We start from the raw sequence: 17,221 nt of genomic DNA on the forward strand, positions 1-17,221 counted from the left end.
GGCCTCGTCATTTCAAGTTCTGGCGCAGCAGCAAGGTACCGCCACGCTGGGTAAATTCAAGTTGTTTCAGGGCGCTCATGCCCAGCAGCACCTGCTCGCCATCGAGGCCGGGGACCACCAGTGCGCGCACGTCGCGCAGGTGGATATCGCCCAGCTGCAGCTCGCCCAGGCGGGTGCGGTAGCCTTGGGTGCGGCCGTTGGCGGTGCTGAGGATCACCGGCGCGCCGGGTTGCAGGTCGAGGTCGCGGGCCAGCGACTCGGGGATCGCCACATCGGTCGCCCCGGTGTCGAGCATGAAGCGCACAGCACGGCCGTTGATCGCGCCATTGGCGACGAAATGCCCCTGGCCGTTGCTCAGCAGACGTACCTCGATGAAGCCTTCGCCGTGCGAAGACTGCACCTGGGTATTGGGGTTCCGCTGGCGCTCCTCCCATTGACCGAAAAAGCGCGTGGCGAGGAACATCGCCCCCGCCCAGGCCACCACCAGCAGGACCCGCCCCGCACGCTTGCCTGGCGGTTGGCTCACGGCTTGGCGCTCCAGCCGCCCTCAGGGGCTGCGAAACGCCATACGATCGGGCGCCTCTCGCCGTCGGCACGGTCGCCACTGTTGTTGTCCAGGCCGATCCAGGCACCGGATGCATCGATGACCAGCGCTTCGGCCAAGCCAAATGGCTGATCGTAGCGACGCGAGTCGACCAGTGCATCGGCGGCGAACGACCAGCAGCGCTCGACCTTGCCGCTGTCGGTGTCGCGTCGGCAGATCCGGTAGGCATTGCGCTCGAGGGTGAACAGCTTGCCCTCGTACCAGGCGAGGTCCGAGAAGTCGCGTGACATGGCCTGGGGTTCGGGCATCTGTGGCGGCTGCATCTCGACCCCGGCTTCGCTGAGCAGCACGCAGCTGCGCCCACAGTTCCACACCGACTGCTGGCGCTCGATGGCGACCAGGCCGCGCCGTTCACGCTCGGCGGCCAGCCACAGGCGGTCGCCCGCCGGGTTGATCGCCAGGCCTTCGAACAACGCGTTGAAGTGCAGCAACATGCCACTGGCACGGGCCTGCCGAACCATGGTCGGGTCGATCCGCAGCCATTCAGGCTCACCCTCGACAGGCACTTGCAGCACCGCCGCATGGGCTTCGCTGACCAAGTAGAAATTACCAGCCTGATCGCAGGTGATGCCTTCGAAGTCCAGCTCACCGCCGCGGATGTAGGACACCGCCCAGTTGCGCGACCTGAGCCCCCATGGCAAGCCGCTCTGCGGCACCGGCGGCGGGGTGAAGGTCAGCGGCTGGGCACGCCACACTTCGCCCTGCCGGTCGAGGCGGTAGATGCGATCATCGTCACGGTCGGACACGGTCCACAACGCCCCACGGCACCAGGCCAACCCCGAGAGGTTGCCGCCGCGCATGCCTTCGACCGGGTACTCTGCGCCGAGCTTGAGCTCCGGCCAGCTGCCCGCCTGGCTCGGCAGGGCCAGCAAGGCCAGGCAAACGGCGGCCAGCAGGCGGATCAAACCAGGACCTCGGCGAGGTTACCCTTGGTTTCCAGCCAGCTCTTGCGATCACCGGCGCGCTTCTTGGCCAGCAGCATGTCCATGATCTCGGTGGTGCCCTGCACATCGTCCAGGGTCAGCTGCACCAGGCGCCGGGTGTTCGGGTCCATGGTGGTCTCGCGCAGCTGTGGTGGGTTCATCTCGCCCAGGCCCTTGAATCGGGTGACCTGCGGCTTGCCGCGCTTCTTCTCGGCGACCAGTCGATCGAGGATGCCATCGCGCTCGGCTTCGTCCAGGGCGTAGTAGATCTCCTTGCCCAGGTCGATGCGGTACAGCGGCGGCATGGCCACGTAGACGTGGCCGGCCTCCACCAGCGGTCGGAAATGCTGGACGAACAGCGCGCACAGCAAGGTAGCGATGTGCAGGCCGTCGGAGTCGGCATCAGCCAGGATGCAGATCTTGCCGTAGCGCAGCTGCGAGAGGTCGGCGGCACCAGGGTCCACGCCGATGGCCACGGCGATGTTGTGCACCTCCTGGCTGGCCAGCACCTCGCCACCATCGACTTCCCAGGTGTTGAGGATCTTCCCGCGCAGCGGCAGGATCGCCTGATACTCCTTGTCTCGCGCCTGCTTGGCCGAACCGCCGGCCGAGTCACCCTCGACCAGGAACAGCTCGGCACGCATCGGGTCCTGCCCGGCGCAATCGGCCAGTTTGCCTGGCAGCGCCGGGCCCTGGGTGATGCGCTTGCGCTCGACTTTCTTGCTCGCCTTCAGGCGCCGGCCGGCGTTGCTGATGGCCAGCTCCGCCAGCTGCATGCCCAGTTCCGGGTGGGCGTTGAGCCATAGGCTGAAGGCGTCCTTGACCACGCCGGAGACGAACGCTGCCGCCTCGCGGGACGACAGACGCTCCTTGGTCTGGCCAGAAAATTGCGGCTCCTGCATCTTCATCGACAGCACGAAGGTGATGCGTTCCCATACATCCTCCGGCGCCAGCTTGACGCCCCGGGGCAGCAGGTTGCGGAACTCGCAGAACTCGCGCATCGCATCCAGCAGGCCCTGGCGCAGGCCGTTGACATGGGTGCCGCCCTGGGCGGTGGGGATCAGGTTGACGTAACTCTCCTGGACACTGTCGCCGCCCTCCGGCAGCCATAGCAGGGCCCAGTCCACAGCCTCCTTATTGCCAGCCAGGCTGCCGCAGAACGGCTCGTCGGGCAGGCGCAGGAACTCGCTGACCGAGTCGACCAGGTAGGAGCGCAGGCCGTCTTCGTAGTGCCACTCGACCTTCTCGCCGCTGGCCTTGTCCTCGAAGCTGACCAGCAGGCCCGGGCAGAGCACCGCCTTGGCCTTGAGCACATGCTTGAGGCGGCTGACGGAGAACTTGGCCGAGTCGAAATACTTGGGGTCGGGGCTGAAGTACACGCTGGTGCCGGTGTTGCGCTTGCCCACCGTGCCGACCACCTCCAGCTCGCTGGCCTTGAAGCCATCGGCGAAGGTCATCTGGTATTCGTTGCCATCGCGCTTGACCCGCACGCGGACCTGGGTCGACAGGGCATTGACCACCGAGATGCCGACGCCGTGCAGGCCACCGGAGAACTGGTAGTTCTTGTTGGAGAACTTGCCGCCGGCGTGCAGCTTGGTGAGGATCAGCTCGACCCCGGACACCCCCTCTTCGGGGTGGATATCCACCGGCATGCCGCGACCGTCGTCGCACACTTCCAGGGAATGGTCGGCATGAAGGATCACCTGCACCGAGCGTGCGTGGCCAGCCAGAGCTTCGTCGACACTGTTGTCGATGACTTCCTGGGCCAGGTGGTTCGGCCGGCTGGTGTCGGTGTACATGCCCGGCCGCTTGCGGACCGGGTCAAGGCCCGAGAGGACTTCGATGGCGTCTGCGTTATAGGCGCTAGCGCTGGGATTGGCCATGGGGTCTCGTCGTCAGTCTGGTGAATGCAAAAAAGGTCAAAATACAGAAAAATCGAGCGTCGCATACTGCCCGCGGGCAATGCCGGCGAAGGCCAGCAGGGCCGGCAGACGGTCGGCGAAGCCTTGGAAGCTGTGGTCGCCGCCGGCCTGGATACGCAAGGCACAAGCCTGGTAATAGCGTTCGGCCTGGCGATAGTCCAGGGTTTCGTCGGCAGTCTGCAACCATACCTGGTAGCGGCTGGCGTCCTGGGGCGGCGGCACTTCGAGTTCGGCCAAGGCCTGTACATGGTCCAGGGTCAGTTCCCAGGTTTCGTCGGTGTACAGGTTGCGCTGGGTACCCAGGTAGCCGTCGAACAGGCGGTGCGGCCCGACTGCCGGGTTGATCAGCAGGGCTTTCAGGCCATGGCGCTCGGCCAGGTAGGTGGCATAGTAGCCACCGAGCGAACTCCCCACCAGCAAGGGGGTACCGAGCTCGGCGATGGCGGCTTCCAGCTGGGCGACGGCCTGGCGCGGGTGATGATGCAAGGCCGGCACGCGCAGGCGCCCGGCCAGGCCCAGGGCCTGCATCACCGCCTCGAGCTGGCGCGCCTTCTTCGACAGCGGCGAGCTGTTGAAGCCATGGATATAGAGGATGGAACCCGACATGCTGCCCCTCGGTATCGACTGCTGTGCACCCGTCCATGCGGGCGCGGGACGCGCAGTGTAGCGCGTTCACCGGGTTTTGGCGTCGCATCGGGCTTTTCGCAACAAATTCTTCAAGCGCAAGTAGATCGCTCATGTTCGCGGTTAAAACCACAGATTTGACAGTGAACCTGTGGGAGCGGGTTTACTTGCGAACGGGCCAGGCAGGCATTCACAGGGCCATTCCAAGCTTCAGTATCCCGGGCTGTCGAAGTCCAGCTTCACCGCGAAATCCCGCGCCCGCTCGACACCCGTCTCCACCCGTCCATCGCCATGCAGGCGCAGCCAGCGATAACCCGGCTGCTCCTCGCTGACCTGGAAGTCCTCGCTGCAGGCCGCGAACTGGATGCAGGTCGATGGCGTGGCCAACAGGCGGATGCCATCACGTTGTTCATCCCATGGCTGGTGGACATGCCCCCAGAGCACCGCCTTGACCTGTGGACAACCACGCAGGCGCGCCCACAGTTCATCGGCATTGCGCAGCCCGATCGGGGCGATCCAGGCACAACCGATATCCACCGGCTGATGATGCAGGCACACCAGGCAATGCCGCTCACCGGCAGCGGCCAGGGCTTGGTCCAGAATGGCCAACTGGTCGTCGGCGAGCCAACCATGGGTGGCATCGGGCACGTTCGAATTGAGCATGACGATGCGCCAGGCACCCAGGTCGGTCACCGCCTGAACCAGGTCGCTTCCCTGGGCCACCTCGGCCATCACCCGGGCCTCGTCATGGTTGCCCGGGAGCCAGCGGCTCGGTGTGCCAAGCGAAGCGCTCACTTGCCGAAAAGCTTCGTAGGAGGCAACGCTGCCATCCTGGGAAAGGTCGCCCGTGCACAGCAGCAGGTCGATGCGCGGCTGCTCGCGGCGCACCTGTTCGACCACGTGACGGAGGCTGTCTCGGGTATTCATGCCCAGCAAGGTACCGCCAGGGCTGGCGAACAGGTGGGCATCGGTCAGTTGCACCACATGAAGCGGCGCCGGATCTTTGGCGTGGTTGGGCTGCGGCAAGGGCCGTCTCCTCGAACGGGTTCAGGACGATTATCGGCTGCCTGCACGCGTCGGGCAAAGGGCCTTGCCCGACCTGCATCACATTTCAGCGAACGGCTTCCAGTTCATGACCACAGGCCAGGCAGTGGCTCAGCCATTCGCCCAGGAACAGGTTGAGCTGGGCCTTCTCGTCCGGCTGGTGCATCGCTGCGTTGGGGTACGGGTAGATGCTGCGCAGGCGCCGGGTGTGTTCAGCGCTGACCACCTCGGCCATGCGCGCGTCGTGGTACACCTGCACCTCCAGGTGCGGCACCGGCAGCCACGGCAGGCTGTGCTCCTGGCGCACCCGCAAGGTGGTGGTGTACGGGCAGGCCAGCAGCACATCGAGCACCAGCACGCCGAGCATCTGGTCGCCCTGGGTCATGCCGATGCGGCGCGAGCTCTGGGTGGTGCGCATGTCCGGCAATAGGCGCATCAGGCGGGCATAATTGGCCTCGCAGGCGGCCTGCAGCCCGGCCAGGTCGACCCGGTAGCGCTCGCGCAACAGGTTCACTTCCACATACCTCGCACTTCGTCACGGTTCAGCGCCAGCCATTGCAGGCCGATGATGGTCGCGGCGTTGCAGATGCGCCCATCGCGCACGGCCTGCAAGGCGTCCTCGAAGGCCCAGACGCGTACACGGATGTCCTCGCCCTCCTCCTCCAGACCGTGAAGCCCGCCGGCGCCTTCGCTGCTGCAACGCCCCAGGAACAGGTGCACGTACTCGTCGCTGCCACCGGGGGATGGGAAGTAACGGGTCATCGGCCACAGTGCGCTGAACGTAAGGCCCGCTTCTTCCTCGGCTTCGCGATGGGCGACTTCCTCGGGCTGCTCGTCCTTGTCGATCAGCCCGGCAACCATCTCGATCAGCCAGGGGTTTTCCACCTTGCCCATGGCACCGACGCGGAACTGCTCGATCAGCACCACTTCGTCGCGCAACGGGTCGTACGGCAGCACACAGACTGCGTCGTGGCGCACGAACAGTTCGCGGCTGATCTCACGGCCCAGGCCACCGGCGAACAGTTCGTGGCGCAGGCGCAGCTTGTCGAGCCGGTAGAAGCCCTGGAAGCAATTGGCCCGTTCGACGATCTCGACCGCCTTGGGTTGCGAATTCAACGTGTCTGACATGGAAATCCTCGTTACCTCGTTTACCGCATCGCGCCATCCTACTCTGCGTGCCGCCGTGTTTCACCCCTTTCCGGCGACCGCTCAGGCAGCCGGGACAGAGCCTCTGTACTCTGTTAGCTTAGTGGCGAACCGACGGCTTCGCCGACGGTCAAAGGCCGACTCCCTTTGTTCTGCAAGGATCATCATGACGCTTGTCAAACTGACTTCCGTGGCCGTGCTGGCAATGGCCCTGGGCGCCTGCCAGAGCTTGTTCGAGCCCAACTACCGGGCCCCGCTCGAGGTCAAGCGCGACGCCTGGGAACACGTCAAGCCCGGCTGCAGCGAGAGCGACTGCCCACTGGTGAACATCGACACCATCCACTTCCCGGCCCTGCCCAAGCTCGACGCCATCGTCGAAAAACGCCTGTTGCAGCTGACCGAAGACAACCAGCGCAGCGGCGCGCCCACTTCGTTGCAGGCCTACGAACAGCAGTACCTGGCCAGCGCCGAGAAGCGCAACAGCAGCTACCTGCAAGCCAAGGTACGCGAGCAGCATGACGGGCTGGTGATCATCGAGCTGTCCAGCTACCTGGACAGCGGCGGCGCCCACGGCATGCCCGGGCGCGGTTTCATCAACTACTCACGCAAGCTGGACAAGGTCCTGACCCTGCAGGACATGCTCCTGCCAGGCCAGGAAGACACCTTCTGGAAGACCGTGGAAGAGTCCCACCGCGCCTGGATGATCAGCACCGGCATGGACAAGGACCCGGAGTTCGCCAAGACCTGGCCGTTCCGCAAGTCCCCCCATGTGGCCCTGACCTACGGCGCGGTCGTGGTCAAGTACGAGGTCTATGCCATCGCACCCTATTCCATGGGCCACATCGAGCTGAAGATCCCCTACCCGCGCCTGAACGGCGTGCTCAGGCCTGAGCTGTTTCCCGGCCGCGGCTGAGGCTCAGCAGGCCATGCAGCCCCCCTGCCAGCAGCAGTGCCGGCAGGGTCGCCCCCAGCTCCGGCGCGACATTGGCCATCAGGTGATACGCCGCCACGCCCACCGTCCAAGCCAGCAGTGCCTGCCAGTGTAGCCCGGCCACCAGCGCCGGCAGTTGCCGCCGACGAACGACGAAGTGGTCGACCAGCACCACGCCGAACAGCGGCGCGAACACCGAACCGATCAGCAGCAGGAAGTTCTGGTACTGGGCCAGCGGCGCCAGCAGGGCGACCAGAGTGCACAGCACACCGATGGCCAGGGCCAGGTGCTCGACCCGCAAACGCACCAACAGGCCGGTGGACACCGCCGCCGAGTGGATGTCGGCGAAGGCGTTTTCCGACTCGTCCAGCAAGATAAGCAACAATGGGATGCCCAGCCCGGCACCGGCCAGGGCCAGCAGCAGCGCATTGACTTCACCACTGGGCGCGAAGGCCAGGGTGTAGGCCACGCCCAGGCTCATCAGCCAGGCATTGCCGATGAAAAAGCCCAGTGCCGTGCCGCCGAACACACGGCTGGCACGCTGGCCGAAGCGCGAGTAGTCGGCGATCAGCGGCAACCACGACAGCGGCATGGCAATGACGATGTCGAAACCGACCGCCAGCGACAGCGAACCATCGCCGGCCCGCTGCCACAGCCCGGCCAGGTCGGCCTTGGCGAACAGGTTCCAGGTCAGCCACAGGCAGGCGCCAAGCAGCAGCCAGATCCCCCATTTGCGCAGCACCTTGCGCACGAAGGCCAGCGGCCCGCTGACGGCGAGCAGGGTGGCCAGGGCGCCGAAGCACAGGGTCCAGAGCACCGGGCTGGTCCAGACGCTGCCTTCGCCGAAGGCACGAGCGCCCAGCAGGCTGGCAGCGTCACGCATGACGATAATCTCGAACGAGCCCCAACCCACCAGTTGCAGCAGATTGAGCAGCGCCGGCAGGCGCGCGCCATGGCGGCCCAGGGTCAGGCGCAGGGTGGCCATGGCCGACAGACCCGTGTCGCTGCCGATCACCCCGGCCGCGGCCAGCAGCAGTACACCGACCGCCGTGCCCAGGACGATGGCCAGGATCGCCCCCGCCAGGCCCAGGCCGGGCGCCAGCAGCGCGCCGACCTGCAGGACCATCAGGCCGATGCCGAGAGAGAACCAGAGCGAGAACAGGTCGCGGGCACCGAATTGGCGCTGGCTGTGGGGGACCGGGTGGTCCGGGGAGAAGTGGCTGGGTGTGCTCATGAAGGCGCTCGCCGGGATGTTATTGATGTTCTTGGCGAGGACTTACGTCCTCGTTTCGCGGCACAAGGCCGCTCCTACAGGGACAGCGCAGGGCGTGAACCTTGCGCTGTCCCTGTGGAGCGGCCTTGTGCCGCGAAAGGGCCGCGAAGCGGCCCTCAGCCTGCCTAGACTTTCTTGTACAGCTGGCTGCCTTCCTGGCGGAAGCGCTCGGCCTGCTCACGCATGCCCTCTTCCACCGAGACGTCGGTGGCTTCGATACGCTGGTTGGCAGCGTACTCGCGCACTTCCTGAGTGATCTTCATGGAACAGAACTTCGGCCCGCACATCGAGCAGAAGTGCGCCACCTTGGCCGACTCCTTGGGCAGGGTTTCGTCATGGAACGCACGGGCGGTGTCCGGGTCCAGGCCGAGGTTGAACTGGTCTTCCCAGCGGAACTCGAAGCGCGCCTTGGACAGTGCGTTGTCGCGGATCTGCGCGCCCGGGTGACCCTTGGCAAGGTCTGCGGCGTGCGCGGCGATCTTGTAGGTGATGATGCCGGTCTTGACGTCGTCCTTGTTCGGCAGGCCCAGGTGTTCCTTGGGCGTCACGTAGCAGAGCATGGCGCAGCCGAACCAGCCGATCATCGCCGCACCGATGCCAGAGGTGATGTGGTCGTAGCCCGGCGCGATGTCGGTGGTCAGTGGACCGAGGGTGTAGAACGGCGCCTCGTCGCAGCACTCGAGCTGCTTGTCCATGTTCTCCTTGATCAGCTGCATCGGCACGTGGCCAGGGCCTTCGATCATGCACTGCACGTCGTGCTTCCAGGCGATCTTGGTCAGCTCCCCCAGGGTCTCGAGCTCACCGAACTGGGCCGCATCGTTGGCGTCGGCGATCGAGCCCGGGCGCAGGCCGTCGCCCAGCGAGAAGCTGACGTCGTAGGCCTTCATGATTTCGCAGATCTCGTCGAAATGCGTGTACAGGAAGTTTTCCTTGTGATGCGCCAGGCACCACTTGGCCATGATCGAGCCGCCGCGGCTGACGATGCCGGTCACGCGCTTGGCGGTCAGCGGCACGTAGCGCAACAGCACGCCTGCGTGGATGGTGAAGTAGTCCACGCCCTGCTCAGCCTGTTCGATCAGGGTGTCGCGGAACAGCTCCCAGGTCAGGTCCTCGGCAACCCCGCCGACTTTCTCCAGGGCCTGGTAGATCGGTACGGTACCGATCGGCACCGGCGAGTTGCGGATGATCCACTCGCGGGTCTCGTGGATGTGCTTGCCGGTGGACAGGTCCATGACCGTGTCCGACCCCCAGCGAATGCCCCAGGTCAGCTTGGCCACTTCCTCCTCGATGGAGGAGCCCAGGGCGCTGTTGCCGATGTTGCCGTTGATCTTCACCAGGAAGTTGCGGCCGATGATCATCGGCTCCAGCTCCGGGTGGTTGATGTTGGCCGGAATGATCGCGCGACCACGGGCGATCTCTTCACGGACGAACTCGGGGGTGATTTCCTTCGGAATGCTGGCACCGAAGCTATGGCCCGCATGCTGCTGGTCGAGCAGGCCGGCGGCGCGGGCTTCCTGCAGCTTCATGTTCTCGCGGATGGCCACGTATTCCATCTCGGCGGTGATGATGCCCTGGCGCGCGTAGTGCATCTGGGTGACGTTGGCACCGGGCTTGGCGCGGCGCGGGTTGCGCACGTGGGCGAAGCGCAGCTTGGCCAGGTCGGCATCGTTCAGGCGCTGCTGGCCGAAGTTCGAGCTCAGGCCGTCCAGGCGCACGGTGTCACCGCGAGCCTCGATCCACGCCGAACGGACGTCGCCCAGGCCCTTGCGCACATCGATGACGACGTTCGGGTCGGTGTACGGCCCAGAGGTGTCATAGACCAGCACCGGGGCGTTCTGCTCGCCGCCAAAATCGGTGGGGGTGTCATGCAGGCTGATTTCACGCATCGGCACGCGGATGTCGGGGCGCGAACCTTCGACATAGACCTTGCGCGAACGGGGGAACGGTTGCACGGACTGCTGGTCGACTTGCGCCGACTCGCTGAGGTGGATCGATTTTTCTTGTTTGCTCATCACAGGCTCTCCAGACAGCGTGGAATGTCGGGGAGAACCTGAAGGGGGCGCGGATTGCACCTGGGACGGTGCTGGTGCCGGATACACGGAGGTGCCTTGAGCGTGAGCTTCGACAATCCCGGACCTGGCACAAGATCTCGCCGGGAAAGCGAGCAATCTTGTTCCCTACGCAGGCGCTAACCTGATCAGGTTCAACGGGATCCGGAACTATCCGATCTCAGCCTTCGATTCAAGGCACCCCGACAAGAACATGCGCAGTCTAGACTCAAGTGGCCAGCAAAGCCAAGCGGGTAAATGCCAGGATGATGAAAGGCACCGGGACGATTGTTGGCCGAGGCACGGGGCACTACACTGGGCCATCGTTCGATACTCAACAGTTCAGTAATTAAATTTCGTACAAGGATTGCCCTATGCTGCGCAAACTCTCACTGGCGATTGCCGTGTCTTGTGCGTCCAACGGAGTGGTCTGGGCAGTGGATGTGCCCACGACGGTGAAGACCGACCTGATCAGCGTCTACCAGGAAGCGGTCGACAACAACGCCGACCTTGCCGCCGCCCGCGCCGACTATGGCGCCCGCCGCGAAGTGGTGCCCCAGGCCCGTGCCGGCCTGCTGCCGAACCTGTCGGCCGGCGCCGAGATGATGAACACCCGCACCAAGTTCGATGAACCTTCGGTCACCTCCAACCGCAGCGGCAACTCGTGGAACGCAACCCTGGCGCAGCCGATCTTCCGCGCCGACCGCTGGTTCCAGCTACAGGCTGCCGAGGCGGTCAACGAGCAGGCCGCCCTGGAGCTTTCCGCGACCGAACAGAACCTGATCCTGCAAACCGCCGAAAACTATTTCGCGGTGCTGCGCGCTCAGGACAACCTGGCTTCGACCAAAGCCGAGGAAGCCGCCTTCAAACGCCAGCTGGACCAGTCCAACGAACGCTTCGACGTCGGCCTCTCGGACAAGACCGACGTGCTGCAGTCACAGGCCAGCTACGACACCGCCCGGGCCAACCGGATCATCGCCGAGCGCCAGGTCCAGGACGCCTTCGAGGCCCTGGTGACCCTGACCAACCGCGAGTACGGTTCGCTCCAGGGCGTGGTCCACACCCTGCCGGTGCAAGTGCCAACGCCCAACGATGCCAAGGCCTGGGTCGAGACTGCGGCACGGCAGAACCTCAACCTGCTGGCCACCAATCATGCCGTCACGGCGGCCGAGGAGACCCTGCGCCAACGCAAGGCCGGCCACGCGCCGACCCTGGATGCGGTGGCCCGCTACCAGAAGGGCGACAACGACAGCCTGGGGTTCTCCAACCCGCAGCCCGGCGTGCGCTACAGCGGCGATGTCGAGCAGACCAGTATCGGCCTGCAGCTGAACATCCCGATCTACAGCGGCGGCCTGACCAGCTCCCAGGTGCGCGAGGCCTACCAGCGCCTGAGCCAGAGCGAGCAGCAACGTGAAAGCCTGCGCCGCCAGGTGGTGGAAAACACCCGCAACCTGCACCGGGCGGTGAACACCGACGTGGAGCAGGTGCAGGCACGCAAGCAGTCGATCATCTCCAACCAGAGTGCCCTGGAGGCCACCGAGATCGGCTACCAGGTCGGTACCCGCAACATCGTCGATGTGCTCGACGCCCAGCGCCAGCTGTACACCTCGGTGCGCGACTACAACAACAGCCGCTACGACTACATCCTCGACAACCTGCGCCTGAAACAGGCCGCCGGCACCCTCAGCCCGCAGGACCTGCAGGACCTGGGGCGCTACCTGAAAGCCGACTACAACCCGGACAAGGACTTCCTGCCGCCGGACCTGGCCGCGGCGGCGGCCAAGAACTTCGAACGCAGGCCTTGAGCGGGCCAGGTGTGAGGTGAGCAGTGCCGGTGAGATCGAGCGCCCGCGCGGCGCGCGATCTCACCGGCACCGAATCAACTCCGGCGAACGCTTACAACCATTTCCCCAGCCCATCCAGCAACCGCTGCAACGCCCCCTGGTTGGCCTGCATCACCGCCCTGCCCGCCTCGCCCATGCGCCGGGCATCCTGAGGCAGCTCGACCAACCGACGCACCGCCCCGGCCAGGCCGCTGGCATCGTCCACCTCCTGCAACGCCCCCGCCTCGCGCAGCATCGCGCTGATTTCCAGGAAGTTGAACACGTGCGGCCCCGTCAGTACCGGTAGCGCCAGTGCCGCCGGCTCCAGCGGGTTGTGCCCGCCGGTAGGCACCAGGCTGCCGCCCACGAAGGCAATGTCGGCCAGGGCATAGAGGAACAGCAGTTCACCCATGGTATCGCCGAGCAAGACCTGGGTCTGGGCCTGCACCGGCATGCCGGAAGAACGGCGCACGGTGGCGAACTGTGCGTCACATAAGGCATGCACCGCATCGAACCGCTCGGGATGGCGCGGCACCAGCACCAATAGTGCATCGCCATGAACCTGCAGCAATTGCCGATGTGCCTCGAGGATCAATTCATCCTCACCCTCGTGGGTGCTGGCGGCGATCCACACCGGGCGCTGCCCGGCGCCCCATTGCTCACGCAGGTCACGCGCGCGAGGCTGCAATTGCGCGTCGACCTTCAGGTCGAACTTGATCGAACCGGTCACCTGCACACACTCAGGCCGCGCGCCCAGACTGCGGAAACGCTGCGCCTCGGTCTCGGTCTGCACCGCGATCAGGCTCATCTCGGTCAGCATCGGCCGGGTCAGGCCGGCGAAACGTGCATAGCCACGGGCCGAGCGTTCGGACAGCCGCGCATTGGCCAGGGCCACAGGAATGCCGCGTTTGGCGCACTGGTGGATATGGTTGGGCCACAGCTCGGTCTCCATGATGATGCCCAGCCGCGGCCGGACATGATCGAGAAAGCGCCCCGCCGCCCAAGGCAGGTCATAAGGCAGGTAGCAATGCTGGAGTCGCGGCTCGTCGGCGAACATCGCGCGGATCCGCTCCGAACCGGTGGGCGTCATACAGGTCAGGGTAATCGGAAGGTCCGGGTAGGCCTTGAGCAAGGCACGGATCATCGGCGCGGCAGCGATGCTTTCGCCCACCGACACCGCGTGCACCCAGATGCCGCCCTGGCGCATCGGTGCCAGCTTGCAAGCGAAGCGCTCGGCGATGCGCTGGCCATAGGCCGGCGCCTTGCGCGCACGCAGGTACAGGCGCAGCGCAACCAGTGGCAGGCCCAGGTGGAAAAGCAAGGTATAGAGGGTTCTGTTCATGGCGACGCAGTGTACTAGGAACTGTACGAAAAGGCCTGCCGGTACCACAACTCAGCCAATGACCCGCAGGTGCACGGCAAAGCGTTCCGCCAGCCATTGCGCCGCCGGCCCCAGGGGCTGGTCGCGGCGCCAGGCCAGTTCGACGACCAGCGCGGGCGGGCACCACTCGCTGTCGAGTTCGACCATCTGCGCCTGGTAGGTCGGGTACTGCACCACATGCCTTGGCAGCCAGGCCCAACCCAGCCCACGCATCAGCAGCTCGGCCATGGCGTAGAAGCTGTCGGCGCGCCACACCTGCGGGCTGATCGCCTCCCCCCCGGGATAGCCGCTTTGCTGCGGCGTGATCAACAACTGCCGGTGACGGGCCAATTGCTGGCGCGTCACCTGCCGCTCGCCCGCCAGCGGATGGTCCACACCACATACGGTGACCATCTCCACGCGGCCCAGAGCGCGGCGTTCCAGCGACGCGGGAATGCGCTCGTGATGAAAGAACAACCCCAGGTCGGCACGACGCTCCACCAACTTGCGCGCCACATCGCCCTGGGCGCCGCTGGTCACCTGTACCTCCAGGAGTGGAAAGCGGCTGGCCAACTCGTCCAGGCTGTCGATCACCGGCAGGTAGCACATGGCTTCGTCCTGAGCCACCCGCAACAAGGCTTCCTGGCCACGCATCAAGGCCATGGCACGGCCATCCAGGCGCTCGCACTGGCGTAGCAACTCGCGGGCATCCTCGAGCAGGGCCGCCCCGCTTTCGGTCAGGCGCGGCTGGCGGCCGCTGCTGCGCTCGAACAAGGTCACGCCCAGGTCAGCCTCCAGCAGCGCGATGGCATTGCTGACCGCCGACTGCGCCTTGTGCTGCTCCCGGGCGACGGCGGAAAACGAACGCAGTTCGGTGACCCGCAGGAAGGTGCGCAATTGATCGAGATCCCATTGTTGGGCCATGCAACCTATCTCCATAGCAGATAGGTAATGACTTTACCCCATCCGACGAAAGTCTAGAATGCCCACCCAGCAACGGAGAATCCCGATCATGAATGCCTACACCTACCTGGCCATCGCCATCTGCGCCGAAGTCATCGCCACCGCCTCCATGAAGGCGGTCAAAGGCTTGAGCACGCCATTGCCGCTGCTGTTGATGGTCTGTGGCTATGCCGTGGCGTTCTGGATGCTGACGCTGGTGGTGCGCAGCATTCCGGTAGGTATCGCCTACGCCATCTGGTCAGGCCTGGGCATCGTGCTGATCAGTGTCGCCGCCCTGGTGATCTACGGGCAGAAACTGGATGTACCGGCCATGCTGGGGATGGCCATGATCGTCGGTGGCGTGGTGGTGATCCAGCTGTTCTCCAAGACTGCCGGCCACTGAGCCCACCAGCTGTAGCCCCGCTGTGGCCCATCGCCGGCAAGCCGGCTCCCACAGGGATTTCGCAAGTCTTGAGAGCGGCGCAATCTCGGCGGGAGGCTGGCGACAGCCTGCGATGAGGCCCGCGCGCGCCCACAGCCTGTATACTGGGCAACTGTCCCAGTTCTAGAGGTGCCCGCATGCCATCTGCCATTTCCACTGACGTGCTGATCGTCGGCGCCGGGGTCGCTGGCCTCTGGCTCAACGCAAGGCTGCGGCGCCTGGGGTATTCGACGGTGCTGGTGGAGCGCGCCAGCCTCGGTGGCGAGCAGACCATCAAGTCCCAGGGCATCATCCATGGCGGCACCAAGTACGCCCTGCATGGGGCCCTGACCGGCGCCTCCGAGGCCATCGCCGATATGCCGCGCCGTTGGCGCGAAGCCTTGACCGGCAATGGCGAACTCGACCTTGGCAAGACCCGCCTGCTGTCCGAGGCCCACTACCTGTGGTCCCCGGGCACCCTGGCAGGCAACCTCACCAGCTTCTTCGCCAGCAAGGCGGTGCGTGGAAGGGTCGATCAGGTCAAGGGCGAGCAACTGCCCCCTGCCCTGCAGGACCGCGCGTTCAAGGGCAAGGTGTATCGCCTCGCCGAACTGGTCATCGACGTGCCGAGCCTGCTCGCCAACCTGGCCGAGCTGGCCGGTGACAGCCTGCTGGCCGGCGAACGGGTCGAGCCACTGCGCGAGGGCGACGAACTGATCGGTTTGCGCGTGGATGGTCGTGAAATACGCGCCCAGCGTATCGTGCTCAGCGCCGGTGCCGGCACCGAAGGCCTGCTCCACGCGCTTGGGCTGGAGCAGCCGGCCATGCAGCGTCGACCGCTGCACATGGTCATGGCCAAGGGGCCGAACCTCAAGCCACTGTATGCCCATTGCCTGGGCGGCGGGCCCAAGCCGAGGGTCACCGTCACCACCCACCCGGCCCGCGACGGCCAATGGGTCTGGTACCTCGGTGGCGACCTCGCCGAGGCCGACGGCGTGGCACGGGAACCCGCCGCACAGATCGCCGCGGCGCAGAAGGAAATCGCTAGCCTGCTGCCTTGGGTCGACCAGAGCCAGGTGCGCTGGGCCACTTTGCGGGTCGACCGCGCCGAGCCTGCGCAGTCGGGGTTGGTCCGCCCGGACAACGCCTTCCTCACGCAGCAGCAGCGGCTGCTGGTGGGCTGGCCGACCAAGCTGGCCCTGGCACCCGACTTTGCCGACCGCGTGCTGGCGAGCCTGGAGCACGACGGCATCCGCCCCGCCGCGCAACCTGACCTGGCCGAGCTGCCTCGCCCCACCCTGGGCGTCCCTGCCTGGGAGCAATTGCTGCCATGAGCCTGCCGACCCTGCACGACTTCCTCCGCCCCTTGGGCAGCACCGGCCTGAAGGTCTCTCCGCTGGGCCTGGGCACGGTCAAGCTCGGCCGCGACCAGGGCGTCAAGTACCCCAATGGCTTCACCATCCCAGGCGATGACGAAGCGCGCCTGCTCCTGGCCCAGGCCCACGAGCTGGGCATCAACCTGATCGACACCGCGCCGGCCTACGGCCGCAGCGAGGAACGCCTGGGCCCGTTGCTGCGCGGCCAGCGTGACCAATGGGTGATCGTCAGCAAGGTGGGCGAAGAGTTCGACAATGGTCAGTCGCACTTCGACTTCAGCGCCGCCCATACTCGCCTGTCGGTGGAGCGCAGCCTGCGCCGCCTGGAAACCGACCGTATCGAGCTGGTGCTGGTGCATTCCGACGGCAACGACGTGCAGATCCTGGAGCAGCAAGGCGTCTACCAGACCCTGGCCGAACTCAAGCAGGAAGGCAAGATCCTCGGCTACGGCCTGTCAGGCAAGACCGTGGCAGGTGGCCTCAAGGCCCTGGAGCAAGGCGATTGCGCCATGGTCACCTACAACCTCAACGAACAGGCGGAGCGCCCGGTACTGGACTACGCTGCCGAACACGGCAAAGCCATCCTGGTGAAGAAGGCCCTGGCCAGCGGGCATATCTGCCTGGCGCCGGGGGTCGACCCGGTGCAGGCCAGTTTCGAGCTGCTGTTCGCCCACCCCGGGGTAAGCAGTGCTATCGTCGGCACCATCAACCCGTTGCACCTGGCCCATAACGTGGCCACCGTCGCCCGAATCCTGGGCCAGCCTTGAGTCGCCCTGACGGGCGC

General features: G+C 65.6%; 16 protein-coding genes and 1 riboswitch. Of the genes, 5 read left to right on the top strand and 11 right to left on the bottom strand.

The genetic code is table 11. From position 1 onward, the window contains the following. Window positions 1-7 precede the first annotated feature (7 nt). From AC1MHZ_RS00770 to AC1MHZ_RS00800, 7 genes are all read right to left on the bottom strand, one after another. A complete protein-coding gene (locus tag AC1MHZ_RS00770; RefSeq protein WP_482965930.1) occupies window positions 8-526 on the bottom strand; it encodes a retropepsin-like aspartic protease family protein in 519 nt (172 codons plus the stop codon). Then, window positions 523-1,509, bottom strand: coding sequence for an esterase-like activity of phytase family protein (locus tag AC1MHZ_RS00775; RefSeq protein ID WP_482965931.1), 987 nt, complete (start codon window positions 1,507-1,509; stop codon window positions 523-525). Before AC1MHZ_RS00775 ends, AC1MHZ_RS00770 begins: the two co-directional genes overlap by 4 nt. Further along, on the bottom strand, window positions 1,506-3,410 hold the full coding sequence (parE, locus tag AC1MHZ_RS00780) for a DNA topoisomerase IV subunit B (RefSeq protein WP_084854134.1): 1,905 nt from the start codon (window positions 3,408-3,410) through the stop codon (window positions 1,506-1,508). The genes AC1MHZ_RS00775 and parE overlap by 4 nt, the downstream gene beginning before the upstream one ends. Window positions 3,411-3,446: 36 nt before the next feature. Further along, window positions 3,447-4,055: a YqiA/YcfP family alpha/beta fold hydrolase gene (locus AC1MHZ_RS00785; protein ID WP_084854133.1), complete on the bottom strand. Its 609-nt coding sequence runs from the start codon at window positions 4,053-4,055 to the stop codon at window positions 3,447-3,449. A gap of 228 nt (window positions 4,056-4,283) precedes the next feature. Next, entirely contained in the window at window positions 4,284-5,099 is an 816-nt protein-coding gene (cpdA, locus tag AC1MHZ_RS00790) for a 3',5'-cyclic-AMP phosphodiesterase (protein WP_482965932.1), read from the bottom strand. Between the two features lie 85 nt (window positions 5,100-5,184). Then, the gene (locus AC1MHZ_RS00795; RefSeq protein WP_084854129.1) at window positions 5,185-5,637 is read right to left on the bottom strand and encodes a DUF1249 domain-containing protein; all 453 of its coding nucleotides are present in this window, start codon (window positions 5,635-5,637) and stop codon (window positions 5,185-5,187) included. Beyond that, on the bottom strand, window positions 5,628-6,245 hold the full coding sequence (locus AC1MHZ_RS00800; protein ID WP_084854127.1) for an NUDIX domain-containing protein: 618 nt from the start codon (window positions 6,243-6,245) through the stop codon (window positions 5,628-5,630). Before AC1MHZ_RS00800 ends, AC1MHZ_RS00795 begins: the two co-directional genes overlap by 10 nt. A 184-nt stretch (window positions 6,246-6,429) precedes the next feature. Between AC1MHZ_RS00800 and AC1MHZ_RS00805 the strand changes: the two genes are divergently transcribed. Beyond that, window positions 6,430-7,176 (top strand): RsiV family protein, encoded by a 747-nt coding sequence (locus AC1MHZ_RS00805; RefSeq protein ID WP_084854125.1) that lies wholly within the window; start codon window positions 6,430-6,432, stop codon window positions 7,174-7,176. On the opposite strand, the gene cytX is transcribed toward AC1MHZ_RS00805, so the two are convergent. Both cytX and thiC read right to left on the bottom strand, forming a co-directional pair. After that, window positions 7,145-8,428 (bottom strand): putative hydroxymethylpyrimidine transporter CytX, encoded by a 1,284-nt coding sequence (gene cytX, locus AC1MHZ_RS00810; RefSeq protein WP_465001500.1) that lies wholly within the window; start codon window positions 8,426-8,428, stop codon window positions 7,145-7,147. The two genes, AC1MHZ_RS00805 and cytX, sit on opposite strands and share 32 nt — an antisense overlap. Before the next feature lie 164 nt (window positions 8,429-8,592). Beyond that, entirely contained in the window at window positions 8,593-10,479 is a 1,887-nt protein-coding gene (thiC, locus tag AC1MHZ_RS00815) for a phosphomethylpyrimidine synthase ThiC (protein ID WP_084854121.1), read from the bottom strand. 145 nt (window positions 10,480-10,624) lie between these two features. Beyond that, window positions 10,625-10,731: riboswitch (TPP riboswitch) on the bottom strand. A gap of 158 nt (window positions 10,732-10,889) precedes the next feature. On the opposite strand from thiC, the gene AC1MHZ_RS00820 reads away from it, so the two are divergent. Then, complete coding sequence (locus tag AC1MHZ_RS00820; RefSeq protein ID WP_084854120.1) at window positions 10,890-12,320, top strand: TolC family outer membrane protein; 1,431 nt, start codon at window positions 10,890-10,892, stop codon at window positions 12,318-12,320. Window positions 12,321-12,411: 91 nt separating this feature from the next. Here AC1MHZ_RS00820 and waaA read toward each other — a convergent pair whose 3' ends face one another. Both waaA and AC1MHZ_RS00830 read right to left on the bottom strand, forming a co-directional pair. Next, window positions 12,412-13,680: a lipid IV(A) 3-deoxy-D-manno-octulosonic acid transferase gene (gene waaA, locus AC1MHZ_RS00825; RefSeq protein WP_482965933.1), complete on the bottom strand. Its 1,269-nt coding sequence runs from the start codon at window positions 13,678-13,680 to the stop codon at window positions 12,412-12,414. A 51-nt stretch (window positions 13,681-13,731) separates the two neighbouring features. After that, entirely contained in the window at window positions 13,732-14,622 is an 891-nt protein-coding gene (locus AC1MHZ_RS00830) for a LysR family transcriptional regulator (protein WP_084854116.1), read from the bottom strand. Between the two features lie 88 nt (window positions 14,623-14,710). Here AC1MHZ_RS00830 and AC1MHZ_RS00835 point away from each other — a divergent pair, with 88 nt between their 5' ends. The 3 genes from AC1MHZ_RS00835 to AC1MHZ_RS00845 all read left to right on the top strand — a co-directional run bounded on the left by AC1MHZ_RS00835 (window position 14,711) and on the right by AC1MHZ_RS00845 (window position 17,204). Next, window positions 14,711-15,043, top strand: a complete 333-nt coding sequence (locus AC1MHZ_RS00835) for a DMT family transporter (protein WP_084854115.1) — start codon at window positions 14,711-14,713, stop codon at window positions 15,041-15,043. Between the two features lie 176 nt (window positions 15,044-15,219). Further along, window positions 15,220-16,395 carry an NAD(P)/FAD-dependent oxidoreductase gene (locus AC1MHZ_RS00840; protein WP_084854113.1) on the top strand — a complete coding sequence of 392 codons (1,176 nt, stop codon included), beginning with the start codon at window positions 15,220-15,222 and terminating at the stop codon, window positions 16,393-16,395. After that, complete coding sequence (locus tag AC1MHZ_RS00845) at window positions 16,392-17,204, top strand: aldo/keto reductase (RefSeq protein ID WP_084854112.1); 813 nt, start codon at window positions 16,392-16,394, stop codon at window positions 17,202-17,204. Before AC1MHZ_RS00840 ends, AC1MHZ_RS00845 begins: the two co-directional genes overlap by 4 nt. Window positions 17,205-17,221 lie beyond the last annotated feature (17 nt).

This window comes from Pseudomonas sp. FA-1, assembly GCF_056856075.1.

Bases quoted from the DNA above. Each gene is read 5' to 3' on its own strand.
- parE (WP_084854134.1), bottom strand. From the start codon at position 3,410: ATGGCCAATCCCAGCGCTAGCGCCTATAACGCAGACGCCATCGAAGTC.
- AC1MHZ_RS00785 (WP_084854133.1), bottom strand. From the start codon at position 4,055: ATGTCGGGTTCCATCCTCTATATCCATGGCTTCAACAGCTCGCCGCTG.
- AC1MHZ_RS00800 (WP_084854127.1), bottom strand. From the start codon at position 6,245: ATGTCAGACACGTTGAATTCGCAACCCAAGGCGGTCGAGATCGTCGAA.
- AC1MHZ_RS00805 (WP_084854125.1), top strand. From the start codon at position 6,430: ATGACGCTTGTCAAACTGACTTCCGTGGCCGTGCTGGCAATGGCCCTG.
- cytX (WP_465001500.1), bottom strand. From the start codon at position 8,428: ATGAGCACACCCAGCCACTTCTCCCCGGACCACCCGGTCCCCCACAGC.
- thiC (WP_084854121.1), bottom strand. From the start codon at position 10,479: ATGAGCAAACAAGAAAAATCGATCCACCTCAGCGAGTCGGCGCAAGTC.
- AC1MHZ_RS00820 (WP_084854120.1), top strand. From the start codon at position 10,890: ATGCTGCGCAAACTCTCACTGGCGATTGCCGTGTCTTGTGCGTCCAAC.
- waaA (WP_482965933.1), bottom strand. From the start codon at position 13,680: ATGAACAGAACCCTCTATACCTTGCTTTTCCACCTGGGCCTGCCACTG.
- AC1MHZ_RS00830 (WP_084854116.1), bottom strand. From the start codon at position 14,622: ATGGCCCAACAATGGGATCTCGATCAATTGCGCACCTTCCTGCGGGTC.
- AC1MHZ_RS00835 (WP_084854115.1), top strand. From the start codon at position 14,711: ATGAATGCCTACACCTACCTGGCCATCGCCATCTGCGCCGAAGTCATC.
- AC1MHZ_RS00840 (WP_084854113.1), top strand. From the start codon at position 15,220: ATGCCATCTGCCATTTCCACTGACGTGCTGATCGTCGGCGCCGGGGTC.
- AC1MHZ_RS00845 (WP_084854112.1), top strand. From the start codon at position 16,392: ATGAGCCTGCCGACCCTGCACGACTTCCTCCGCCCCTTGGGCAGCACC.